This is a genomic window from Vibrio sp. TMPB1044, from assembly GCF_030442075.1.
Classification (GTDB): Bacteria; Pseudomonadota; Gammaproteobacteria; order Enterobacterales; family Vibrionaceae; genus Vibrio; species Vibrio satsumensis.
Genome location: NZ_JAUJED010000042.1, coordinates 40,602 through 61,140, shown reverse-complemented (window position 1 = coordinate 61,140; position 20,539 = coordinate 40,602). Strand labels below are relative to the sequence as shown.

Sequence of the window (20,539 nt, the reverse complement as noted above, 5' to 3'; positions counted from 1 at the left end):
AAGGCCTCAGCGTTTAAGCTAAGGCCTCATCATAACATTGCTTGTTGATCTAGCGATGTTTTACACGTGATGTTTTTTCTTAATTATCTCGTGATAAGCGTGCCATGTACCATAACCAAGTAGCGGCATGGTGACGATCATTCCGATGCCGTAGGTGGCAAAACCCACCAAAATACCGGCACAAATAATACTTGCCCAAACCACCATTGCAGGAATGTTCGATTTCACGGCATTAAAGCTAGTGAAAATCGCACTCATCACATCAACGCGTCTCTCCATCATTAACGGAATTGAAAATGCTGAGATGCTAAATATGAGGCTTGCGATAACAAAACCAATCACAGAACCCGTAATTAAGAAGGGAGCGAACTCAGCCAATGGTGCACCTTGCACTGAAGGGTAGAGTGCGTGCAATAACGCAGCAATACGCATCCAGAATATCATCGCAACCATCAATACAATCGCAAAGGCCCATTGGTGGGTGGAGTTGCGAGTAATGGCTTTCATCGAGTGCAGTAGGCTGGCGTTGTGGCCTTTTTCTCTTTCCCAGGCTGCGTCATATAAGCCCAGAGCAAGAAACGGCCCTATCAGCATGTACACGATAAGGCTTGGCATTACGACCAAGTGTGTTCCTTGCCATTGGACAAGTTGAACAATCGCAATTGCCGCTCCCATAAAGCACAATCCGTAAAATGCGCTGATTAATGGCATTCTTACTAAGTCATGCAGAGCAAGCGACAACCAATGAAAGGGTGCAGAAATACTGATTTGGTTGCAAGGAATGGTGCGAGCGTAATCCTTATCGCTGACCTTGTGTTTTTTATCGTTCAGTTCGGATGGGTGCGCGGTACGAGGCATAGATCCCCCTAGTTAAATAACGTCCTAGTTATAATTCCATAAGGCTCATCGATGTGGCTTGTGTGAGAGTTATGGGGTTGAGCTAAATTGCTCTTTGTCATCCTAGTTTTTGTTCTAGCGTGCATTTAACGAGCGTTATCAGACTGAATTAATTTAAGTTAAATGTGAGCTTGATCGCTTAGGAGTTACCTTAACTATTGTCAGTAGTGTTAGAAAACACAAATTATCAGTGGCTTTTTATACTAAGTGGTTAACGGTAAAGAAGGGTATTAGAGAAGAGTATGGTGAATGAGAGTTCGGTAAGTACATAAAAATAAAGCCCTTACTAAGAAGTAAGGGCTTTAAAGAAACAAATCGCAGTGGCTAAATTATTTTAGGCCAGCGAAGTCCGCAAGGATTGCTGCTTTGTCAGTCGCTTCCCAAGGGAACTCTTCGCGACCAAAGTGGCCGTATGCCGCTGTCTGCTTGTAGATAGGCTGAAGAAGGTTCAGCATCTCTTGAAGACCGTATGGACGTAGGTCGAAGTTTTGACGAACTGCTTCAATGATGATTTCGTGAGCTACTTTTTCAGTACCAAACGTTTCAACCATGATAGATGTTGGATCAGCAACACCGATAGCGTAAGACAGTTGAATCTCACAACGATCGGCCATGCCAGCAGCAACGATGTTTTTAGCAACGTAACGAGCCGCGTAAGCTGCAGAACGGTCAACTTTTGATGGATCTTTACCAGAGAATGCACCACCACCGTGACGAGCTGCGCCGCCGTAGGTATCAACGATGATCTTACGACCAGTTAGACCACAGTCACCCATTGGGCCACCGATTACGAAACGGCCTGTTGGGTTGATGAAGAAGTTAGTGTCTTTGTTGATCCACTCAGCAGGAAGTACTGGCTTAATGATCTCTTCCATTACTGCTTCACGTAGGTCAGGTGTTGTTACTGAATCGCAGTGTTGAGTCGAAAGAACAACAGCGTCGATACCAACGATCTTACCTTGGTCGTATTGGAACGTAACTTGAGATTTTGCATCTGGGCGAAGGAAGTCAAGCTTACCGCTCTTACGTACTTCAGCTTGCTTCTTAACAAGAAGGTGAGAGTAAGTAATTGGAGCTGGCATTAGGATAGGTGTTTCGTTAGTCGCGTAACCAAACATGATGCCTTGGTCGCCTGCGCCTTGCTCTTTAGGATCTTCTTTATCAACACCTTGGTTGATGTCCGGAGACTGCTTACCAATGGTGTTAAGAACAGCACAAGAGTCAGCGTCAAAGCCCATATCAGAATGGACGTAACCAATTTCACGCACTGTTTCACGAGTGATTTCTTCGATATCAACCCATGCAGACGTTGTTACTTCACCGCCAACCATAACCATGCCGGTTTTAACGTAAGTCTCACAAGCAACACGTGCTTTTGGATCTTGTTCCAAGATGGCATCAAGAACAGCATCAGAGATTTGGTCTGCAATTTTATCTGGATGGCCTTCTGAAACAGATTCAGAAGTGAATAGGTGCTTAGCCATGAGAGCTCCACTTTTAGTTTTTGGTGTAAATAGTTTATGGCGTCGCAAGTCAGGAAGCGCCGCCATTAAATACAGTATATTTTGTAGGTGTTTCTACATCTAGACGGCTATTCTAAATTCCAGCGGTCGAATTACAAGCTCTTTTTTATGATATGTCATAACTAAACGTTTGCGTATTGAATAGGGTAAGCCATTGCTAAGTGATGTAAATGTTCGAAAATTGCGAAAAGTGACCGTTAAAATGCCAGTAAAACGTTTGCAGTAGCAATAGTCGTTTGAGAGAATACCCGCGCTAATAAAAATGAAAACTTTAGCAATTATCTCTTTTTTAAATCGCTTATGTACTCAGGAGCAGACATGCCTTCTCGTAAAGATCTAGCCAATGCAATCCGCGCACTTAGCATGGACGGTGTTCAACAAGCAAATTCAGGCCACCCAGGCGCACCTATGGGTATGGCTGACATCGCTGAAGTTCTTTGGCGTGGCCACTTGAACCACAACCCAGCAAACCCAGAGTGGGCTGACCGCGACCGTTTTATCCTGTCTAACGGCCACGGCTCAATGTTGATTTACTCTCTGCTTCACCTTGCAGGTTACGAGCTTTCAATTGAAGACCTTAAGAACTTCCGTCAACTGCACTCGAAGACTCCAGGTCACCCAGAGTACGGTTACGCTCCTGGTATCGAGACAACGACTGGTCCTCTAGGTCAAGGCATCACTAACGCTGTTGGTATGGCAATGGCTGAGAAAGCACTGGCTGCACAGTTCAACAAAGAAGGCCACGACATCGTAGACCACTACACTTATGCATTCATGGGTGATGGCTGTCTGATGGAAGGTATTTCTCACGAAGCATGTTCTCTAGCAGGTACGCTTGGTCTTGGTAAGCTGGTTGCTTTCTGGGATGACAACGGTATCTCTATCGATGGTGAAGTTGAAGGTTGGTTCTCTGACGATACACCTAAGCGTTTTGAAGCTTACGGCTGGCATGTAATCCCAGCAGTAGATGGTCACGACTCTGATGCTATCAACGCTGCTATTGAAGCGGCTAAAGCAGATCCTCGCCCAACACTTATCTGTACTAAAACTATTATCGGTTTTGGTTCGCCAAACAAAGCGGGTACGCATGACTGTCACGGTGCTCCACTAGGCGCTGATGAAATCACAGCAACTAAAGCTGCGTTGGGTTGGGAACACGGTCCTTTCGAAATCCCAGCAGATATCGCAGCTGAGTGGAATGCAAAAGAAGCAGGCGCGGCTAAAGAAGCAGCGTGGAATGCTAAGTTTGACGCATACGCAGCGGCTTACCCTGAGCTAGCAGCAGAATTCAAACGTCGTACTAACGGCGAACTACCAGCCGAGTGGGAAGAGAAAGCAAACGCAATCATTGCTGATCTTCAAGCTAACCCAGCAAACATCGCTTCACGTAAAGCATCTCAAAACGCACTAGAAGCGTTTGGTCAAATGCTTCCAGAATTCATGGGTGGCTCTGCTGACCTTGCGCCTTCGAACCTAACCATGTGGTCTGGTTCTAAGTCTCTTGAAGCAGCTGATTTCTCTGGTAACTACATCCACTACGGTGTACGTGAGTTCGGTATGACGGCGATCATGAACGGTATCGCTCTGCACGGTGGTTTCGTACCATACGGCGCAACATTCCTAATGTTCATGGAATACGCGCGTAACGCAATGCGTATGGCTGCTCTGATGAAAGTTCAGAATATCCAAGTTTACACTCATGATTCAATCGGCCTAGGCGAAGATGGTCCTACTCACCAACCGGTTGAGCAGATCGCTTCTCTACGTCTAACTCCAAACATGAGCACATGGCGCCCATGTGACCAAGTTGAGTCTGCAGTGGCTTGGAAACTGGCAATCGAGCGCAAAGATGGCCCTACATCTCTGATCTTCTCTCGTCAAAATCTTGCACAACAAGATCGTGACGCTGAGCAAGTAGCAAACATCGCTAAGGGTGGTTACATCCTGAAAGATTGTGAAGGCAAGCCAGAGCTAATCCTTATCGCTACAGGCTCTGAAGTTGAGCTAGCGGTTAATGCAGCTGCTGAACTAACCGTTGAAGGTAAGAAGGTACGCGTAGTATCTATGCCTGCAACTGACGCGTTCGACAAGCAAGACGCTGAATACCGTGAGTCTGTACTTCCATCTGACGTTACAGCGCGTATCGCAGTAGAAGCTGGCATCGCTGACTTCTGGTACAAGTATGTTGGTTTCGGTGGCAAGATCATCGGTATGACAACGTTCGGCGAATCTGCACCAGCAGGCGAGCTATTCAAGATGTTCGGTTTCACTACTGAAAACGTAGTAAACACTGCGAAAGAGCTTCTTGCATAATCATTGACTGATGGCCTTGTGCTAACAGTTAAATGAAGGAAAAAACCGAGCGCTGAGCTCGGTTTTTTGTCTCTGGGATTTGTTTTCTCCTAGACTCATCTTTATACGCAGCAGAACAATCTGTCCTAAGTAGGCTGAGTTATTCAAGTAATGCCTTTTGGGTAGGATTAAGTTATCATCTGTCGCACGAAATTTTGGTTAGATGTACGGAACTATGCTAAAAGTCGCGATAAACGGATTTGGAAGAATAGGGCGTAATGTATTACGCGCTGTTTATGAAAGTGGCAAAAGCCAACAAATCAAAGTAGTAGCTGTCAATGAGCTTGCTCAGCCTGACGCTATGGCTCACCTATTGCAGTACGACACCAGTCACGGCCGCTTCGGTAAGAAGATCTCCAACGACCAAGAGCACATCTATGTCCATCACGGCATTGGTGCGGAAGATAAAGGTGACTTCGACACAATTCGTATCTTGCACCTTGCTGATATTGAGTTGTTGCCTTGGCGTGATCTAGAGGTGGATATTGTACTCGACTGTACCGGTGTTTACGGTTGCCGAGCTGACGGTCTAGCGCACATAGCTGCTGGGGCGAAAAAGGTACTGTTTTCACATCCTGGTGCTAATGATCTTGATAACACCATTATCTATGGTGTGAATCACGATACCATCGAAGCTGACCATCGAATCGTTTCCAACGGTTCATGCACCACCAACTGTATTGTTCCTATCATTAAGGTTCTTGATGACGCCTTTGGCATCGAGTCCGGTACCATTACAACGATTCACTCTTCAATGAATGATCAGCAAGTGATCGACGCGTACCACAGCGACCTTCGCCGTACTCGAGCTGCGAGCCAATCCATCATTCCTGTCGATACCAAATTGCATAAAGGTATTGAAAGAATCTTCCCGAAATTTTCTAACAAGTTCGAAGCGATATCTGTGCGTGTGCCAACGGTAAACGTAACAGCGATGGATTTAAGTGTCACAATTAATACAAATGTGAAAGTTAATGACGTAAATCAAACCATTGTTAATGCGTCCCAGTGTACATTACACAATATAGTTGACTATACTGAAGCGCCGCTCGTTTCCATCGACTTTAATCACGATCCCCATAGCGCAATCGTTGATGGTTCACAAACTCGAGTGAGCAACGGCCACTTAGTGAAAATGCTAGTGTGGTGTGACAATGAATGGGGCTTTGCGAACCGAATGCTGGATACGGTTCTTGCAATGCAAGCTTCTGAAGGCAAGAAGTAAGACCTAGAAGCAAATGTGTGGATTATTTATTTTTTAGCTTGAAATAAATATTAAGTGTCCACATATTATTAGTAGTGAAAGAATTACCAGTTGAATAATTTATAGGCTTAGCAGGGTTGCTGAGTTTCCAAAACTTTATATTTATTTAAATTTGAGAGGACAAATCATGTCTGTGATCAAGATGACTGACCTGGAACTTGCAGGTAAACGCGTATTTATCCGTGCTGACCTAAACGTACCAGTAAAAGACGGTAAAGTAACTTCAGATGCACGTATCCTAGCATCTCTACCAACTATCAAACTTTGCCTAGAAGCTGGCGCAAAAGTTATGGTTACTTCTCACCTTGGTCGTCCTACTGAAGGCGAATACAACGAAGAGTTCTCTCTAGCTCCTGTGGTTAACTACCTAAACGACGCACTAGACTGCGACGTTAAGCTAGCGAAAGATTACGTAAACGGCCTAGAGCTAAACGCTGGTGAACTAGTTGTTCTTGAAAACGTTCGCTTTAACAAAGGCGAGAAGAAGAACGAAGAAGCACTTTCTAAGCAATACGCTGCACTATGTGACATCTTCGTGATGGACGCATTCGGTACAGCTCACCGTGCTCAAGCTTCTACACACGGCGTTGGTACTTACGCTCCTGTAGCATGTGCTGGCCCTCTTCTAGCTGCTGAGCTTGAAGCTCTTGGTAAAGCAATGGACAACCCAGCTCGCCCACTAGTAGCTATCGTTGGTGGTTCTAAGGTTTCTACTAAACTAACAGTTCTAGAATCTCTTTCTAAAATTGCTGACCAGCTTGTTGTTGGTGGTGGTATCGCGAACACATTCATCGCTGCTGAAGGCCACAACGTAGGTAAGTCTCTGTACGAAGCTGACCTAGTTGAAACGGCTCAAAAGCTAATGAAAGAGTGTGCTATCCCAGTAGCGACTGACGTTGCATGTGCTAAAGCATTTGACGAAAACGCAGAAGCTGAAATCAAGCACGTTTCTGAAGTTCAAGACGACGACATGATCTTCGACCTTGGCCCAGATTCAACTGCAGCACTAGCTGAAATCATCGGCAATGCAAAAACTATCCTTTGGAACGGCCCTGTAGGCGTATTCGAATTCAAAAACTTCGAAGCGGGTACAGCGGGTATCTCTAAAGCAATCGCTGAGTCTGCAGGTTTCTCTGTAGCAGGTGGTGGTGACACGCTAGCAGCTATCGACAAGTTCGGTATCAAAGCTGACGTTTCTTACATCTCTACTGGCGGCGGCGCTTTCCTTGAGTTCGTTGAAGGTAAAGTACTTCCTGCAGTAGCAATGCTTGAAGAGCGTGCTAAAGCATAATTGATTTAGAAAGGCGAGATGCGAATCTCGCCTTTTAACGTTTGCTGAATATCACACTTTTTTGCTAGAATGGCATAAGTTGTGAGCAAACGATTGCAAGTTTTTGAACTTAAGTTTTTTAATCTTAAAACGATAGAATAAATAGGACTATTTCCATGTCTAAGATCTTCGATTTTGTAAAACCTGGTGTGATTTCTGGCGATGACGTACAGAAAGTATTTGAAGTAGCAAAAGAAAACAAATTTGCTCTTCCTGCTGTAAACGTTGTTGGTACTGACTCTGTAAACGCAGTACTAGAAGCTGCTGCTAAAGTTAAAGCTCCAGTAGTTGTTCAGTTCTCTAACGGTGGCGCTGCATTCTTCGCAGGTAAAGGCGTTAAACTTGAAGGTCAAGGCGCACAAGTTCTTGGCGCTGTAGCTGGTGCAAAATACGTACACGCTGTAGCTGAAGCTTACGGTGTTCCAGTTATTCTACACACTGACCACGCTGCTAAGAAACTTCTTCCATGGATCGACGGTCTACTAGACGCTGGTGAAGAGTTCTTCGCACAAACTGGTAAGCCTCTATTCTCTTCTCACATGCTAGACCTTTCTGAAGAGTCTCTAGAAGAGAACATCGAAACATGTGCTAAGTACCTAGAGCGCATGGCTAAAATGAACATGACAATCGAGATCGAACTTGGTTGTACTGGTGGTGAAGAAGACGGCGTAGATAACTCTGATATGGACGCATCTGAGCTTTACACTTCTCCAGAAGACGTAGCATACGCATACGAGAAACTAATGGCTGTTAGCCCACGTTTCACTATCGCTGCTTCTTTCGGTAACGTACACGGTGTTTACCAAGCTGGTAACGTTGTACTTACTCCAACTATCCTACGTGATTCTCAAGCATACTGTGCAGAGAAGTTCGGTATCGCACCTAACGCTCTAAACTTCGTATTCCACGGTGGTTCTGGTTCTTCTGAAGCAGAAATCCAAGAGTCTATCGGCTACGGTGTTATCAAAATGAACATCGATACTGATACACAGTGGGCAACTTGGGACGGTATCCGTCAGTACTCTGCTGACAACTTCGATTTCCTACAAGGTCAAATCGGCAACCCAACTGGCGAAGCTGCTCCAAACAAGAAGTACTACGATCCACGCGTATGGCTACGTGCTGGTCAAGCTTCAATGGTTGCTCGTCTAGAGAAAGCATTTGCTGACCTTAACGCTGTAGACGTACTATAATTCTTTGAATTAAGTACTCTTTAAGTTTTAAAAACCCGCTCATTGAGCGGGTTTTTTTATGTCTGATAAAAACTTGTATTAATTATGTGAAAAACCTAGCGTGCGGTGAATAAATTTCGTAGTCTTTTAGTTATCGGTATTTGTGTTTATCGGTAAGTTTTAATAATTCAAAAGCTTACATAAATATGACTTTGCAATCTATCAAAGATAGGATATCGTGCCGAAAAACTGAACTTGGTTTAGTTTATAAAAAGGACTTGGCTTTAATTTACTTTTAACACAATGACTTAACGGTAATTGAACTGTTTCTTATATTGCAGGGTAAATTAGGCTTAAGGCAGTTTAGCCCATAGCATATTATATAGAGGATGCACATTATGGCTGATAGTTCGACAGTAATTGAAACTCCGCTTGTGGATGGTTTATCTCAAGCAGAGCAGTGGTTAACAAATAATTCAGATCTATTTATCCAATATGGCGTAAATATTATTTCAGCACTGATAATTTTATTTATTGGTAACCTAATTGTTAAAGCTGTAGCGAATAGCGTGGCTAAGGTTCTTCAGAAGAAGAAGATGGACCGAGCGGTTGTGGAATTTATTCACGGTTTAGTTCGTTACTTATTGTTTGTTATTGTTTTAATTGCTGCACTTGGTCGTTTAGGCGTTCAAACGGCATCTGTAGTTGCTGTTATTGGTGCGGCTGGTTTAGCCGTTGGTCTTGCACTGCAAGGCTCACTATCTAACTTTGCTGCTGGTGTACTTATTGTTGCATTCCGTCCATTCAAGTCTGGTGACTACGTGGAAATCGGTGGTGTGGCGGGTTCAGTTGATTCAATTCAAATCTTCCAAACTGTTCTAACAACACCTGATAACAAAATGGTTGTGGTACCAAACGGCAGCGTTATCGGCAGCCCAATCACGAACTACTCTCGTCATGACACGCGTCGTATCGACCTAATGATCGGTGTTTCTTATGGTGCTGATCTACAAAAGACCAAAGAACTACTGACTAAGATCTGTGAATCTGATGAGCGCGTGTTGAAAGAACCAGGCGTTCAAGTAGGTGTTCACACCCTTGCTGACTCTTCAGTTAACTTCGTGGTTCGCCCATGGGTTAGCACTGCAGAGTACTGGAATGTTTACTTCGACTTAATGCAAGCAATCAAAGAAGGCTTGGATAAAGAGGGTATCGAAATTCCATTCCCACAAATGGATGTTCACATGAACAAAGTTGAGGGCTAATAAAGCTTCGACAAGTTGAATAAAAAGGCGGATAACTTAGGTTATCCGCCTTTTTTCTTGGAGCTATATTTTCAGATTATTTCTACCAATACTGCTCAATAAGTCCATTGGCGAGTACCGCTGCGATAGCAAACATCATAGTTGCTACTGCGATATCAATGCCTTTCTTAACATTCGGTTTAGATAGTGTTGGACCTAGCTTTGCTGCGCCCAATGACAAAGAATAAAACCAGACGAACGAAGCTAAGATGGTCCCGATAGCAAACGCAATTCTGTCGTTACCTTCAAACTGCCCGCCAATCGATCCAAGAATCACCACGGTATCCAAATAGAGGTGAGGGTTTAATACTGTAACCGCCAATGCACCCAAAATAACGGTGCGCTTACCGCGAGCCAGTATCTCTCCTTTCGACTCCTCGCTTGAGGGTGCTTTAAATGCACTGCGCAGTGATAACAAACCATACACGGTTAGAAAAGCGATGCCGCCTAACGTCACTGAGGTGAGTAGCAATTCATTTTGCGACAGAATCGCACCGCCACCAAAGATACCCAATGAGATAAACAGGGTATCGAGCAGGCTACAGATTGTCGCGGTGGTTAAATGGTGGTTGCGCTTTATCCCTTGATTTAGGACGTACGCATTCTGAGCGCCAATAGGGATAATCATGCTTGCCCCTAGACCAAAACCTTGTAATAAAACCCAAAAACTCATTTTAACCTCCACTTATTTAACGATATTTACGTGCTATATGGCGAAGATACTCCGCCCCTTTAAATAAGTATAATTAATGATTTTAATCTATTATTAGAGTTGCTAATGTGGTGGTGAGATAGCTTAAAAAGGAAGCAAATTGATGCGCGGATTGGATTATAAATGGATAGAAGCACTGGATGCCGTAGTAAAACAACGTGGCTTCGAAAGGGCTGCTGAGCAGTTATATATATCCCAGTCGGCGATATCTCAGCGCATCAAACAGCTGGAAAAGTGGTTGGCTCAGCCTGCCTTAGTGAGAGAAAGCCCGCCTAGGCCAACGCCTGCGGGTAAAAAATTACTGGGCTTATATCGTCGTGTTCGGTTGTTAGAGCACGAACTTGTACCTGAGTTGATGAATGAAGAAGGAACTCAGCCACTATCTATATCCATAGCCACCAACGCTGATAGTTTGGCGACATGGCTGCTACCGGCTTTGTCGGATGTGATGAAATCTCGCCAAGTCGAGTTGAACCTCGCGATTCATGGTGAGTCGAGAACCATTGAAAAGATAAAAAGTGGCGAGGTGGCAGGTGCAATCAGTTTGGAGTCTCAAGCGATTCCAGGCTGCAGTGCCGACTATCTCGGCAGGATGGATTATGTGTGTGTGGCTAGCCCTGATTTTCATCAGCGTTACTTTGCAGAGGGCGTAAACTACGCCACTTTAAGCAAAGCGCCTGCGGTTTCCTATGATCAATACGATGATCTGCATAAGAAGTTTCTGCATGATCATTTTAACGTACCGAGAGACAGTGTGATCAATCATACAGTCGGCAGTTCAGAAGCATTCGTGCGCTTAGCATTATCGGGGGTTGCCTACTGTCTGATTCCTCGATTACAGATCATCGACGAGCTAGAGTCTGGTGCTCTGATTGATATTACCCCTGGCTTTCTGCTGTCTTATCGCATCTATTGGCACCATTGGCAGCTCGAAAGTGGGATGTTAAAAGAGGTATCCCAAGCGATATTAAGTTTTGCTCACAATCACTTACCTCAGTAAGCTGTTGGTTTTTTCAGCGTCAAAGTTCTGTTAGAAGTGCGTGCTCTGGATTGGCTAAACGATAAATTGCTCTATGATGAAAGTACATTTGTTTAGCATAGGTCATACCTAATGAAGCTTGTACCAAAGATGTTAGCAACGTCTCTTACTCTTACTGCGGCGTTGAGTGCTGTGAGTTTTCCATCATTGGCAGACTCTCCATCCTTTCCGCATATTTCAACGACAGGCTATGGTGAAGTGATCGCGACACCAGATATGGCGACATTTTCTGTGAGAGTCGTGGAATCGACGATGACCGCTGAACAGGCTAAAAATACTGTTGATAAAGTGGTAACGGGCTTTCTAAATAAGCTGCACCAAGCGGGTGTCGATGAGGCGAGTGTACACAGCTCGAACCTGTATTTATCTCCTCAATACCACTATCCAAAAGATGGTAAACCGGAACTGGTTGGCTACCGCGCCTCGCGTAATGTGACCGTTCAAGTGAATGAACTCGCCAATCTAAACGAGTATATGGATATTGCTATCGGCCAGGGCATTAATCAGATCGATAACATCCAGCTTCAAGTTCGCGACCAAGCTAAGTATCAAGAGCAGGCGCGCTTAGAAGCCATTAAAGATGCGACATCAAAAGCTAAATCATTAGCGAGTGGTTTTGAGCGTGAACTAGGTGATGTATGGCGCGTGGACTATAACGCACAATCTTCTCAGCCAGTGCTCATGCGTTCAATGGCGATGGATGCAAGAACAGAATCGAACTCTTATGAAGACTCAACGATCACCATTCGTGATCGCGTAAATGTGATCTATCAGATCGAAGAGTAATAACAAGGCTACAGTAGGTTTTGGATCATGATGATCTAATTACCTACGATAGGCCAAATACTAAAAAGGCTCTCATTATGAGAGCCTTTTTTATGTATATAGACTTCGATACTTAGTGAAGTAGACGAGCGCGGATTGTGCCTTCGATCTCTTTCAATTTAAGTAGCGCTTCTTCAGAGCGATCGGCTTCTACATCAATAACTACATAACCCATATCAGCCGCAGTCTGTAGGTACTGACCCGCGATGTTGATCCCTTCTTCAGCGAAGATGGTGTTGATCTGAGTTAGGATACCTGGGCGGTTTTCGTGGATGTGTAATAAACGAGACGTGCCAGTATGCAGTGGTAGTGATACCTCTGGGAAGTTAACACTTGATAGTGTAGAGCCGTTATCAGAGTATTTTGCTAATTTTCCAGCAACTTCAACACCAATGTTCTCTTGTGCTTCTTGAGTTGAACCACCCACGTGAGGCGTTAGGATTACGTTATCGAAATGCATTAATGGCGACTCAAACGGGTCTGCATTGGTTTTGGGTTCTGTTGGAAAAACGTCAATAGCCGCACCAGCAAGGTGACCAGACTCCAGAGCGCCACACAGAGCAGGAATATCGACTACCGTGCCACGAGCTGCGTTGATAAAGATAGAACCAGGCTTCATGCGCTCGAATTCTTCCTTACCCATCATGTCTTTTGTTTCGTTGGTTTCAGGGACGTGCAAAGAGATTACGTCACACTTGTTCAGCAGTTCCGTCATGGTATGAACTTGCGTAGCGTTACCCAAAGACAGTTTGTTTTCAATGTCGTAGAAGTAAACGCGCATACCAAGGTTTTCCGCAATAATACCCAGCTGAGTACCGATATGACCGTAACCTATAATACCCAAACGCTTACCACGAGCTTCGTAAGAGTTGTCTGCACTCTTTTTCCAGATACCACGGTGAGCAAGGGCGTTCTTTTCTGGAATGCCACGTAGTAGTAATAAAATCTGACCAAGAACGAGCTCAGCAACGCTTCGAGTGTTTGAGAACGGTGCGTTGAACACGGGGATACCGCGTTTTGCTGCTGCTTGAAGGTTGACTTGGTTAGTACCAATACAGAAACAACCAACAGCAACCAGTTTTTCAGCTGCATCAATAACTTCTTGGGAGATGTTAGTGCGAGAACGAATACCAATGAAGTGAGCATCTTTAACTGCTTCAAGAAGTTCATCTTCCGGTAGCGAGCCTTTGTGGTACTCAATGTTTGTGTAACCAGCGGCTTGCAGTACTTCTACAGAAGAAGGGTGAAGACCTTCTAGAAGTAGAATTTTTATTTTTTCTTTTTCCAGTGAAACTTTGGCCATTGTTCTCGTCCTTAAAATGGAAAGGTTGGGCAAATGCGGCGCACGTGCTACAAAATGGCTGAAAGGGGAACAAATTCACCACTTTGTTAGGAGACAAACGTTTTCCCTGTGCGTCTTCTGAACAATAAAGTAACAAAAAAAAAATGTTTTGGGTAAGAAAATTACGGAATAAGACATAATTTTACAGCAATAAAGCAAAAAAAACGGCGCCCTAGAGCACCGTATGTAATGAAGTAACAGAAAAACTCAATCTTCCATTATTTATTCTTCGATTTTTGCACCTTCAGGCGTGCCAGTGATAACCACATCAGCGCCACGGTGAGCGAACAGACCAACCGTTACCACACCAGCAATACCATTGATGATATCTTCTAGTTGTTTCGGGTTTTCGATCGCCATGCCGTACACATCTAGGATCACGTTGCCGTTATCTGTTGTGCAGCCTTCGCGGTAAACTGGATCACCACCAAGCTTAACCAATTCACGAGCAACGTACGAGCGTGCCATTGGGATTACTTCAACCGGTAGTGGGAATTTACCCAACACATCAACGGCTTTAGTACCGTCAACAATACACACAAACTTATCAGAGATAGCCGCTACGATTTTTTCACGAGTCAAAGCAGCGCCACCGCCTTTGATCATATCGCGTGAAGCGTTAATTTCGTCTGCGCCATCAACATAGATGTCTAATTTGAATACGTCGTTGCACTCAAATACTTTGATTTCTAGTGCTTCTAGTTTTTCAGTAGAGGCTACAGAGCTTGAAACCGCACCTTTGATTTTGTCTTTCATTGTGCCAAGTGCGTCGATGAAGTGATTTACTGTTGAGCCAGTACCTACACCTACAATGCTGCCTTCTTCAACATATTGAAGTGCTGCCCAGCCAGCTGCTTTTTTCATTTCATCTTGAGTCATGCCATTCTCCTGAATAAGGTCTTGCGCTTTGAATTAATCGTTCGCGTATTGAAGTTAACGTTTGGTATCGAGGTTAACGTTTGGTATCGAGGTTAACGTTTGGTATCGAGGTTAACGTTTGCGGCGCGATTATAGCGCTTTAATGGTTGTTTTCCCATTGCCAAGTTTTACTCGGAGTCACGATTTTAGGTAACGGAATGTCCCAACCTTCAATTGGTAAGCGATCGACATGTTGGCAATCGTGAGCAAGGCCAATAGGTGTTGCGCCATTGCCCGTCTCGAACCACTTCGCCAAGGTGCGATCGTAATATCCGCCGCCCATGCCTAAGCGATGCCCTTGAGAGTCAAAGCCGACAAGGGGCGTAAGAATAAGGTCGAGTTGCTGGCAAGGTTTAACCAGCATCTGATTGAGCTGAGGTTCGACAATACCGTATTTATTCAAGACCGTCGGTGTTGTTGGCGAGTAGTGCAGAAACAGCAAGTGTCCGGCAGAGAAGGGGTGCAATACTGGTAAATAAGTTTGCTTACCTTGCGCCCATAACCATTCGATTAAAGGCTGGGTATCGAGTTCGCCATCAATGGAAATATAAAGAGCGATATGCTGAGCAGACTGAATCTCATTGAGTTGAGAACACTGCTTAACTAAGTCTATACCGGATTGAGTTTGTTGGTCGCCAGATAAGGCATTGCGCTTGATACGGATCTGTTTGCGAAATTCGCTGCGTGTGAGCGTCTTCATAAGAAGGGATACCCCAAAGTGCCGTTGAGAATAGATGGCCCTTGAACCAGCGAGTTCAAGGCGGATCAGCAATGATTACCGTAGGCTTCTCGGCGGACCGAGCATGCTCAATAGCACTCAAGTACTAACCCTTAGGGATTGCTTATCGGCTCGGGGACGTGAATCCTCTGACAAACACTCCAGGGTAAATTTTGTGTACGCTATTGCTGTCCGTGCTTAACTTTACTGAGGACATCTGAAAGTGATGTCGTGAGCTGTTCCATTCGCTCGGTCAGTGCGTTTTGTTCGTCGTTTGCTTCAAACTTCTTGGTTTGTAGCTCATAACAAATATTCAGAGCTGCGATCGTTAGCAGCTTCACTTCATTGGTTACCTTAGTACGTTCAGCCATCTCTTTCAATCGATTATCAAGATCGGCCGCCGCTGCAATCAATGACTCTTCTTGCCCTGGTGGACAATTCACTCGAGTCAGTTTTCCTAATATTTCAACGTCTACCGCTTGATTACTCATGATGGATGAACTCTTTAACGCGCTATTTTAAGGCTGTTGCCCTTCGCCATTTTTTGAGAAAGAAAAAGTGCAAGTACCGATGAGGAAGCAATCTCCTCTGAGGGAGAAACTATAGGTAAACCGCTATTAAGATTCAAGCTTTTCAGAGTGACTGTTTGTAAATGAGAGCTTGAGCACACAGTAATTCAGCAAATTGAACAATTGATAGTCAGTCATCCTTCAATTGCTGGGGATCGATGCTTACCAGAATTGGGGTGAAGTGGTACGATTATACTATCGATATAAAGAATAACTGAGCGAGCTATCTGATGAGCGAAACTACTTTACCTGACTACCTAACGGTTGCGACTGAACTTCAATCGGCAAGTCTAGCCGTAACCCCTGCTGAGATGCATGGTTTATTAACGGGTATGTTAAGCGGAGGCTTAAACCTTGCAGATAAAAGCTGGCAACCACTGATCTTCGATTACACCAATGAAGGCATGGGCTGGCCAGATCGCGCGCTAACGCTAGCGGAAGCAACATTGAAAGTTACAACCAGTGAAATCACAGGCTCAGGTATGGAACTGTCTATGTTACTGCCGGATGAAGATGCAAGCGCGAGCGTGTTTGATCTTGCTGATGGTGTGTCTGATTGGATTAACCATTTCATTTCTGGTTTGGGGCTTGTTGGGGCTCAATTGAACAAAGCGTCTGAAGGCACCAAAGAAGCGTTGGCGGATCTTGAAGAGATGGCGAAGCTAGGCATTGATGAAGAAGATGATCTGGAAGAGCAAGCACAACTTCTAGAACACGTTATTGAGCACGTAAAAGCGTGTGCACTAACGATTCATGCTGAATTCGGTGCACGCCCATCTGAAGATGCGGCGCCAACCATTCATTAATTAGTTGGCCGGTTTGAGGTTATGATGGCTCAGTATGATGTTGTAATTGCTGGTGGCGCAATGGCAGGGGCAACCTTAGCCCTTGCTTTGAATCACCTAAGCCAAGGTTCATTGTCGATTGCGGTAGTGGAGCCTTATCAGGTTGATCATCAAGCTCATCCAGGGTTTGATTCTCGTTCGATTGCTTTGTCCTATGGCACGGTGCAGATCCTGGATTCTTTGCAGTTGTGGCAATCTATCGCTCCAGTAGCGACCCCGATTAAAGATATCCATGTTTCGGATAGAGGACATGCCGGAATGACAGACATCTACAGTGAAGAGCTTGCTGTAGATGCGCTTGGCTACGTGGTCGAGTTAGCCGATGTGGGGCGAATCTATCAACAGAAACTTGAATCAGAAGCGGCAATTACCATGCTTTGCCCTGAGTCTGTCAGTAAAGTTGAACGTGAAGAAGCGTTGACGACGATTGAACTGACAAGTGGGCAAACCATAACGACTAAGTTATTGGTTGCAGCTGATGGTGCAATCTCAACCTGTTGCCAACAGCTCAATATCTCATTGAGTGAGCACGACTTTGAGCAAGTCGCTGTGATTGCCAATATCGTGGCGAGTGAACCTCACCAAGGTCGCGCATTTGAGCGTTTTACTCACCATGGGCCAGTTGCTCTATTACCGATGAGTGACAACCGTTTATCGCTGGTTTGGTGTTTGACACCAGAGCAAGCACAAAAAGTGATGACGCTAAACGACAACGAATTTCTTGAGCAGCTGCAGAACGATTTTGGCTGGCGATTGGGTCGACTAGAGAAAGTCGGCAAGCGTGCTAGTTACCCACTGATTCTTCGTCATCGACAGCAAAATATCTCTCATCGATTTGCTATTGTTGGCAATGCCGCTCAAACGCTCCACCCAATTGCGGGGCAAGGCTTTAACCTTGGTATCCGAGATGTGGCTTCCTTGGCAGAAGAGTTATGTCACCAGTTGGATGATGTGGGTCGTTACAATGGTCTTGTTAACTTTAGAAAGCGTAGAGAACAAGACAGAGACGCAACGATCACGCTGACTTCAAGCTTAGTTCATCTGTTCTCAAACGATTTTATGACCGCTCGCATTGGGCGTAATCTTGGGTTAGCCGTAATAGATAACCTTCCACCACTTAAAGGTCCACTTTTGCGTCATACGCTTGGCCTAGTAGAAAGATAAGGTAATAAATAATGATGCAAAGTGTTGATATCGCGATTGTTGGTGGTGGCATGGTTGGCCTAGCGCTTGCTGCTGCCTTGAAAGACAGTGACCTAAGAATTGCTGTCATTGAAGGCAGAGCGCCTAGTGAAGGGCTGAGCGAGCTGCCTGATGTACGCGTGTCTGCATTGAGTCGTTCTAGTGAAGTTATTCTTCGTAACCTAGGGGCATGGCAAGGCATTGAACAAAGACGAGCTGCACCATATCAAGCGATGGAAGTGTGGGAGCAAGACAGCTTCGCTCGTATTGAGTTTGACTCGACACGCTTGGCTCAGCCGAACTTGGGTCATATCGTTGAAAATCGTGTGATTCAATTAGCGCTGCTTGATCAGGTTAAGAAGCAAGACAATGTCAGCCTGTATATGCCCGCAACGTGTAAAACGATGGCGATTGGTGAAAGTGAAGCTTGGTTAACATTGGACAATGGTCAAGCTCTGACTGCTAAGCTGGTTGTTGGAGCAGATGGCGCAAACTCTTGGGTTCGTAAGCAGCAAGATATCCCATTAACACATTGGGATTACGGCCACAGTGCGATTGTCGCGAACATCAAAACCACAGAGCCGCACCACAGCGTTGCTCGTCAAATATTCACACCTCAAGGCCCATTGGCATTCCTACCAATGCAACCAAGCCACATGAGCTCGATTGTTTGGTCTACGGAGCCTAATCGTGCCGAGAAGCTTGTATCAATGTCAGATGCTGATTTTAATAAACAGCTAACGTCAGAGTTCGACTCAAAGCTTGGACTGTGCGAAGTGGTTGGTGAGCGTTTTGCCTTCCCACTACGCATGCGTTATGCGCGTGACTTTGCGGTAGAGCGTGTGGCTTTGGTTGGTGATGCTGCGCATACCATTCATCCATTAGCAGGGCAGGGCGTTAACCTTGGCTTATTAGACGCAGCAAGCTTAGCACAAGAGCTGTTAAAGCTATGGTCTGCGGGTGAGGACATTGGCACCAAGCGTAATCTTCGCGGCTACGAGCGCTGGAGAAAAGCAGAGGCTGCGAAGATGATAGCTTCAATGCAGGGCTTTAAAGATCTGTTTGAAGGCGATAACCCAGCTAAGAAGCTGATTCGTGGTATCGGTATGAAGCTTGCTGGCCAATTACCGGGTGCGAAAGATGAGATCATGAAGCGCGCACTGGGTTTGTCAGGTAATCTTCCTGACTTAGCTAAGCGACCAGTGACTCATAGATAGTGACATAGTGTTTTGGTGATTTATCGAATCATCATTGATACGAAAAAAGGGTTGGCATTATGCCAACCCTTTTTGTTTTTAATTCTGTAGGTAATCAGGTCATGCGTACGCGCAGCGCAGTTTCATGATTTCACTATTTATTTCTTTCACTGTTTGAAAGTGACGTTTTTCTGCTCGGTCTGGTAGCACTAGCTTACCGTTATCAAACTCAAATTTTCCTACGCCGTAAATGTAGATTCGTCCTTTGAAAAGTCGACTTACATGTTTAGCAATCATACTCGGTGTATAGCGCTTAAACAGTCTCATTCTTAATTATCCTTATATTTACCTAGCCTGCATATTATAGAAAAACTCCGAGATAATAATTGTGATAAGCATGGAGTAATATGCAGTAGAGTTGACGTTAATTAGATATTTGTGCTGTTCTAAGCACTTTCTTCAGTAAATATCTATTTTTACGTGAGCTCCTCCCCAAAATAATACTGAGTAGTGAACTGCCGTGAACTTTCCTGTTCGGTATTAAGCAGTGATAATGTTACAAGTATAAGAATAGGCGGGATTTTTTTGTTTGTGTAATCAAATTGTAAATTTTGGACAAAAAAAAGCCCGTCTAAAACGGGCGAATAGTCACAGATGCATTACACAAAAGTGGATACTGATGTTACTCAGTGGATTCACTTGTACTGATTTGCTTAATAGCTAGTCAGTAAATTCACAATAACGCAAATTTAACTTTGTGACTACTTATGCTTTTATTTTGAGTAACTATTTACTAGGGGTGTGCTCTTCTTATGACGAAGTTCACACTAAAAATGTACTCAATGAAATATTTAAATGAAGTTTGCGAAGCATGATCTGATTGAAACGATCATCGACTGATGTCAGCGACGGTCGGAGCACATAGCGCCATAAGATCATTGAGATCCAACGCAACGCCAGCCATTCGATCACCCGAGCTAATGGTAACGGTCGAGTTGTTCTGAATGGAAGGATCAAAAATGATCGGCATGTGTCTCTTTAGAGCGAGCGGACCAACACAACCCACTTTAAAGCCAGTGATCGCTTCAACATCAGCGAGCGATACGCAGGTCATTCGACGGCAATTCAGCACTGAGCGTACTTTCTTGGGATCGACAGAGCGATCGCCTGCTGTACAGGCCAACGCATATTGGTTTCCCATATCCTTGAGCAGGATGCACTTGACCATTTGAGATGGGTCGATGCCTCGCTCTTGCGCGGTTTCTTCAATGTTAGTGGTTGGTTTGCTTTGCATCAGCAGGCGATAATCCACCTGCTGTTGATCTAGCCATTGTGTAATCAGTGTTTCCAC

Annotated in this window: 19 protein-coding genes and 1 other RNA gene; 10 read left to right on the top strand and 10 right to left on the bottom strand. The window is 44.7% G+C overall.

Annotated features, from left to right (window positions below; all coding sequences use genetic code 11):
- Positions 1–60 precede the first annotated feature (60 nt).
- Positions 61–858 (bottom strand): DUF2189 domain-containing protein, encoded by a 798-nt coding sequence (locus tag QQ041_RS20930; protein WP_017067802.1) that lies wholly within the window; start codon positions 856–858, stop codon positions 61–63.
- 368 nt (positions 859–1,226) lie between these two features.
- Positions 1,227–2,381 carry a methionine adenosyltransferase gene (gene metK, locus QQ041_RS20925; protein WP_017062234.1) on the bottom strand — a complete coding sequence of 385 codons (1,155 nt, stop codon included), beginning with the start codon at positions 2,379–2,381 and terminating at the stop codon, positions 1,227–1,229.
- A gap of 357 nt (positions 2,382–2,738) precedes the next feature.
- On the opposite strand from metK, the gene tkt reads away from it, so the two are divergent.
- The 5 genes from tkt to mscS all read left to right on the top strand — a co-directional run bounded on the left by tkt (position 2,739) and on the right by mscS (position 9,803).
- On the top strand, positions 2,739–4,733 hold the full coding sequence (gene tkt / locus QQ041_RS20920) for a transketolase (protein ID WP_146490593.1): 1,995 nt from the start codon (positions 2,739–2,741) through the stop codon (positions 4,731–4,733).
- 214 nt (positions 4,734–4,947) lie between these two features.
- A complete protein-coding gene (gene epd / locus QQ041_RS20915; RefSeq protein WP_032545610.1) occupies positions 4,948–5,997 on the top strand; it encodes an erythrose-4-phosphate dehydrogenase in 1,050 nt (349 codons plus the stop codon).
- A 166-nt stretch (positions 5,998–6,163) separates the two neighbouring features.
- Positions 6,164–7,327 carry a phosphoglycerate kinase gene (locus QQ041_RS20910; RefSeq protein ID WP_048659410.1) on the top strand — a complete coding sequence of 388 codons (1,164 nt, stop codon included), beginning with the start codon at positions 6,164–6,166 and terminating at the stop codon, positions 7,325–7,327.
- A 155-nt stretch (positions 7,328–7,482) separates the two neighbouring features.
- Positions 7,483–8,559, top strand: coding sequence for a class II fructose-bisphosphate aldolase (fbaA, locus tag QQ041_RS20905; protein ID WP_010435694.1), 1,077 nt, complete (start codon positions 7,483–7,485; stop codon positions 8,557–8,559).
- 377 nt (positions 8,560–8,936) lie between these two features.
- Positions 8,937–9,803, top strand: coding sequence for a small-conductance mechanosensitive channel MscS (mscS, locus tag QQ041_RS20900; protein ID WP_146490594.1), 867 nt, complete (start codon positions 8,937–8,939; stop codon positions 9,801–9,803).
- A gap of 82 nt (positions 9,804–9,885) precedes the next feature.
- On the opposite strand, the gene QQ041_RS20895 is transcribed toward mscS, so the two are convergent.
- Positions 9,886–10,515, bottom strand: coding sequence for a LysE/ArgO family amino acid transporter (locus QQ041_RS20895; RefSeq protein WP_146490595.1), 630 nt, complete (start codon positions 10,513–10,515; stop codon positions 9,886–9,888).
- A 142-nt stretch (positions 10,516–10,657) separates the two neighbouring features.
- Between QQ041_RS20895 and QQ041_RS20890 the strand changes: the two genes are divergently transcribed.
- Both QQ041_RS20890 and QQ041_RS20885 read left to right on the top strand, forming a co-directional pair.
- Positions 10,658–11,554 carry a LysR family transcriptional regulator ArgP gene (locus QQ041_RS20890; RefSeq protein ID WP_055319632.1) on the top strand — a complete coding sequence of 299 codons (897 nt, stop codon included), beginning with the start codon at positions 10,658–10,660 and terminating at the stop codon, positions 11,552–11,554.
- 111 nt (positions 11,555–11,665) lie between these two features.
- On the top strand, positions 11,666–12,379 hold the full coding sequence (locus QQ041_RS20885; RefSeq protein WP_048611414.1) for an oxidative stress defense protein: 714 nt from the start codon (positions 11,666–11,668) through the stop codon (positions 12,377–12,379).
- A 112-nt stretch (positions 12,380–12,491) separates the two neighbouring features.
- Here QQ041_RS20885 and serA read toward each other — a convergent pair whose 3' ends face one another.
- The 5 genes from serA to zapA all read right to left on the bottom strand — a co-directional run bounded on the left by serA (position 12,492) and on the right by zapA (position 15,887).
- Entirely contained in the window at positions 12,492–13,721 is a 1,230-nt protein-coding gene (gene serA / locus QQ041_RS20880) for a phosphoglycerate dehydrogenase (RefSeq protein WP_048659407.1), read from the bottom strand.
- Positions 13,722–13,982: 261 nt separating this feature from the next.
- Positions 13,983–14,639, bottom strand: a complete 657-nt coding sequence (rpiA, locus tag QQ041_RS20875; protein ID WP_048605825.1) for a ribose-5-phosphate isomerase RpiA — start codon at positions 14,637–14,639, stop codon at positions 13,983–13,985.
- A 139-nt stretch (positions 14,640–14,778) separates the two neighbouring features.
- On the bottom strand, positions 14,779–15,378 hold the full coding sequence (locus QQ041_RS20870) for a 5-formyltetrahydrofolate cyclo-ligase (protein WP_123924172.1): 600 nt from the start codon (positions 15,376–15,378) through the stop codon (positions 14,779–14,781).
- Positions 15,379–15,384: 6 nt separating this feature from the next.
- A non-coding RNA gene (gene ssrS, locus QQ041_RS20865) (6S RNA) lies at positions 15,385–15,567 on the bottom strand.
- Between the two features lie 11 nt (positions 15,568–15,578).
- A complete protein-coding gene (gene zapA, locus QQ041_RS20860; protein WP_004735366.1) occupies positions 15,579–15,887 on the bottom strand; it encodes a cell division protein ZapA in 309 nt (102 codons plus the stop codon).
- Between the two features lie 308 nt (positions 15,888–16,195).
- Between zapA and QQ041_RS20855 the strand changes: the two genes are divergently transcribed.
- Genes QQ041_RS20855 through QQ041_RS20845 form a run of 3 tightly spaced genes read left to right on the top strand, consistent with a single transcriptional unit; the run spans position 16,196 to position 19,209 of the window.
- Positions 16,196–16,771, top strand: a complete 576-nt coding sequence (locus QQ041_RS20855; RefSeq protein ID WP_019826273.1) for a YecA family protein — start codon at positions 16,196–16,198, stop codon at positions 16,769–16,771.
- 24 nt (positions 16,772–16,795) lie between these two features.
- Positions 16,796–17,974, top strand: coding sequence for a 2-octaprenyl-6-methoxyphenyl hydroxylase (gene ubiH / locus QQ041_RS20850; RefSeq protein ID WP_123285263.1), 1,179 nt, complete (start codon positions 16,796–16,798; stop codon positions 17,972–17,974).
- An 11-nt stretch (positions 17,975–17,985) separates the two neighbouring features.
- Positions 17,986–19,209, top strand: coding sequence for an FAD-dependent 2-octaprenylphenol hydroxylase (locus tag QQ041_RS20845; protein ID WP_123285262.1), 1,224 nt, complete (start codon positions 17,986–17,988; stop codon positions 19,207–19,209).
- Between the two features lie 99 nt (positions 19,210–19,308).
- Here QQ041_RS20845 and QQ041_RS20840 read toward each other — a convergent pair whose 3' ends face one another.
- Positions 19,309–19,515, bottom strand: a complete 207-nt coding sequence (locus tag QQ041_RS20840; protein WP_009847660.1) for a DUF1107 domain-containing protein — start codon at positions 19,513–19,515, stop codon at positions 19,309–19,311.
- Between the two features lie 562 nt (positions 19,516–20,077).
- Positions 20,078–20,539, bottom strand: coding sequence for an aminoacyl-tRNA deacylase (locus QQ041_RS20835; protein WP_285954961.1), 462 nt, complete (start codon positions 20,537–20,539; stop codon positions 20,078–20,080).

Excerpts from the sequence above, each read along its gene's own strand:
- QQ041_RS20930 (WP_017067802.1), bottom strand. The coding sequence starts at position 858 with ATGCCTCGTACCGCGCACCCATCCGAACTGAACGATAAAAAACACAAG.
- metK (WP_017062234.1), bottom strand. The coding sequence starts at position 2,381 with ATGGCTAAGCACCTATTCACTTCTGAATCTGTTTCAGAAGGCCATCCA.
- tkt (WP_146490593.1), top strand. The coding sequence starts at position 2,739 with ATGCCTTCTCGTAAAGATCTAGCCAATGCAATCCGCGCACTTAGCATG.
- epd (WP_032545610.1), top strand. The coding sequence starts at position 4,948 with ATGCTAAAAGTCGCGATAAACGGATTTGGAAGAATAGGGCGTAATGTA.
- QQ041_RS20910 (WP_048659410.1), top strand. The coding sequence starts at position 6,164 with ATGTCTGTGATCAAGATGACTGACCTGGAACTTGCAGGTAAACGCGTA.
- fbaA (WP_010435694.1), top strand. The coding sequence starts at position 7,483 with ATGTCTAAGATCTTCGATTTTGTAAAACCTGGTGTGATTTCTGGCGAT.
- mscS (WP_146490594.1), top strand. The coding sequence starts at position 8,937 with ATGGCTGATAGTTCGACAGTAATTGAAACTCCGCTTGTGGATGGTTTA.
- QQ041_RS20895 (WP_146490595.1), bottom strand. The coding sequence starts at position 10,515 with ATGAGTTTTTGGGTTTTATTACAAGGTTTTGGTCTAGGGGCAAGCATG.
- QQ041_RS20890 (WP_055319632.1), top strand. The coding sequence starts at position 10,658 with ATGCGCGGATTGGATTATAAATGGATAGAAGCACTGGATGCCGTAGTA.
- QQ041_RS20885 (WP_048611414.1), top strand. The coding sequence starts at position 11,666 with ATGAAGCTTGTACCAAAGATGTTAGCAACGTCTCTTACTCTTACTGCG.
- serA (WP_048659407.1), bottom strand. The coding sequence starts at position 13,721 with ATGGCCAAAGTTTCACTGGAAAAAGAAAAAATAAAAATTCTACTTCTA.
- rpiA (WP_048605825.1), bottom strand. The coding sequence starts at position 14,639 with ATGACTCAAGATGAAATGAAAAAAGCAGCTGGCTGGGCAGCACTTCAA.
- QQ041_RS20870 (WP_123924172.1), bottom strand. The coding sequence starts at position 15,378 with ATGAAGACGCTCACACGCAGCGAATTTCGCAAACAGATCCGTATCAAG.
- zapA (WP_004735366.1), bottom strand. The coding sequence starts at position 15,887 with ATGAGTAATCAAGCGGTAGACGTTGAAATATTAGGAAAACTGACTCGA.
- QQ041_RS20855 (WP_019826273.1), top strand. The coding sequence starts at position 16,196 with ATGAGCGAAACTACTTTACCTGACTACCTAACGGTTGCGACTGAACTT.
- ubiH (WP_123285263.1), top strand. The coding sequence starts at position 16,796 with ATGGCTCAGTATGATGTTGTAATTGCTGGTGGCGCAATGGCAGGGGCA.
- QQ041_RS20845 (WP_123285262.1), top strand. The coding sequence starts at position 17,986 with ATGATGCAAAGTGTTGATATCGCGATTGTTGGTGGTGGCATGGTTGGC.
- QQ041_RS20840 (WP_009847660.1), bottom strand. The coding sequence starts at position 19,515 with ATGAGACTGTTTAAGCGCTATACACCGAGTATGATTGCTAAACATGTA.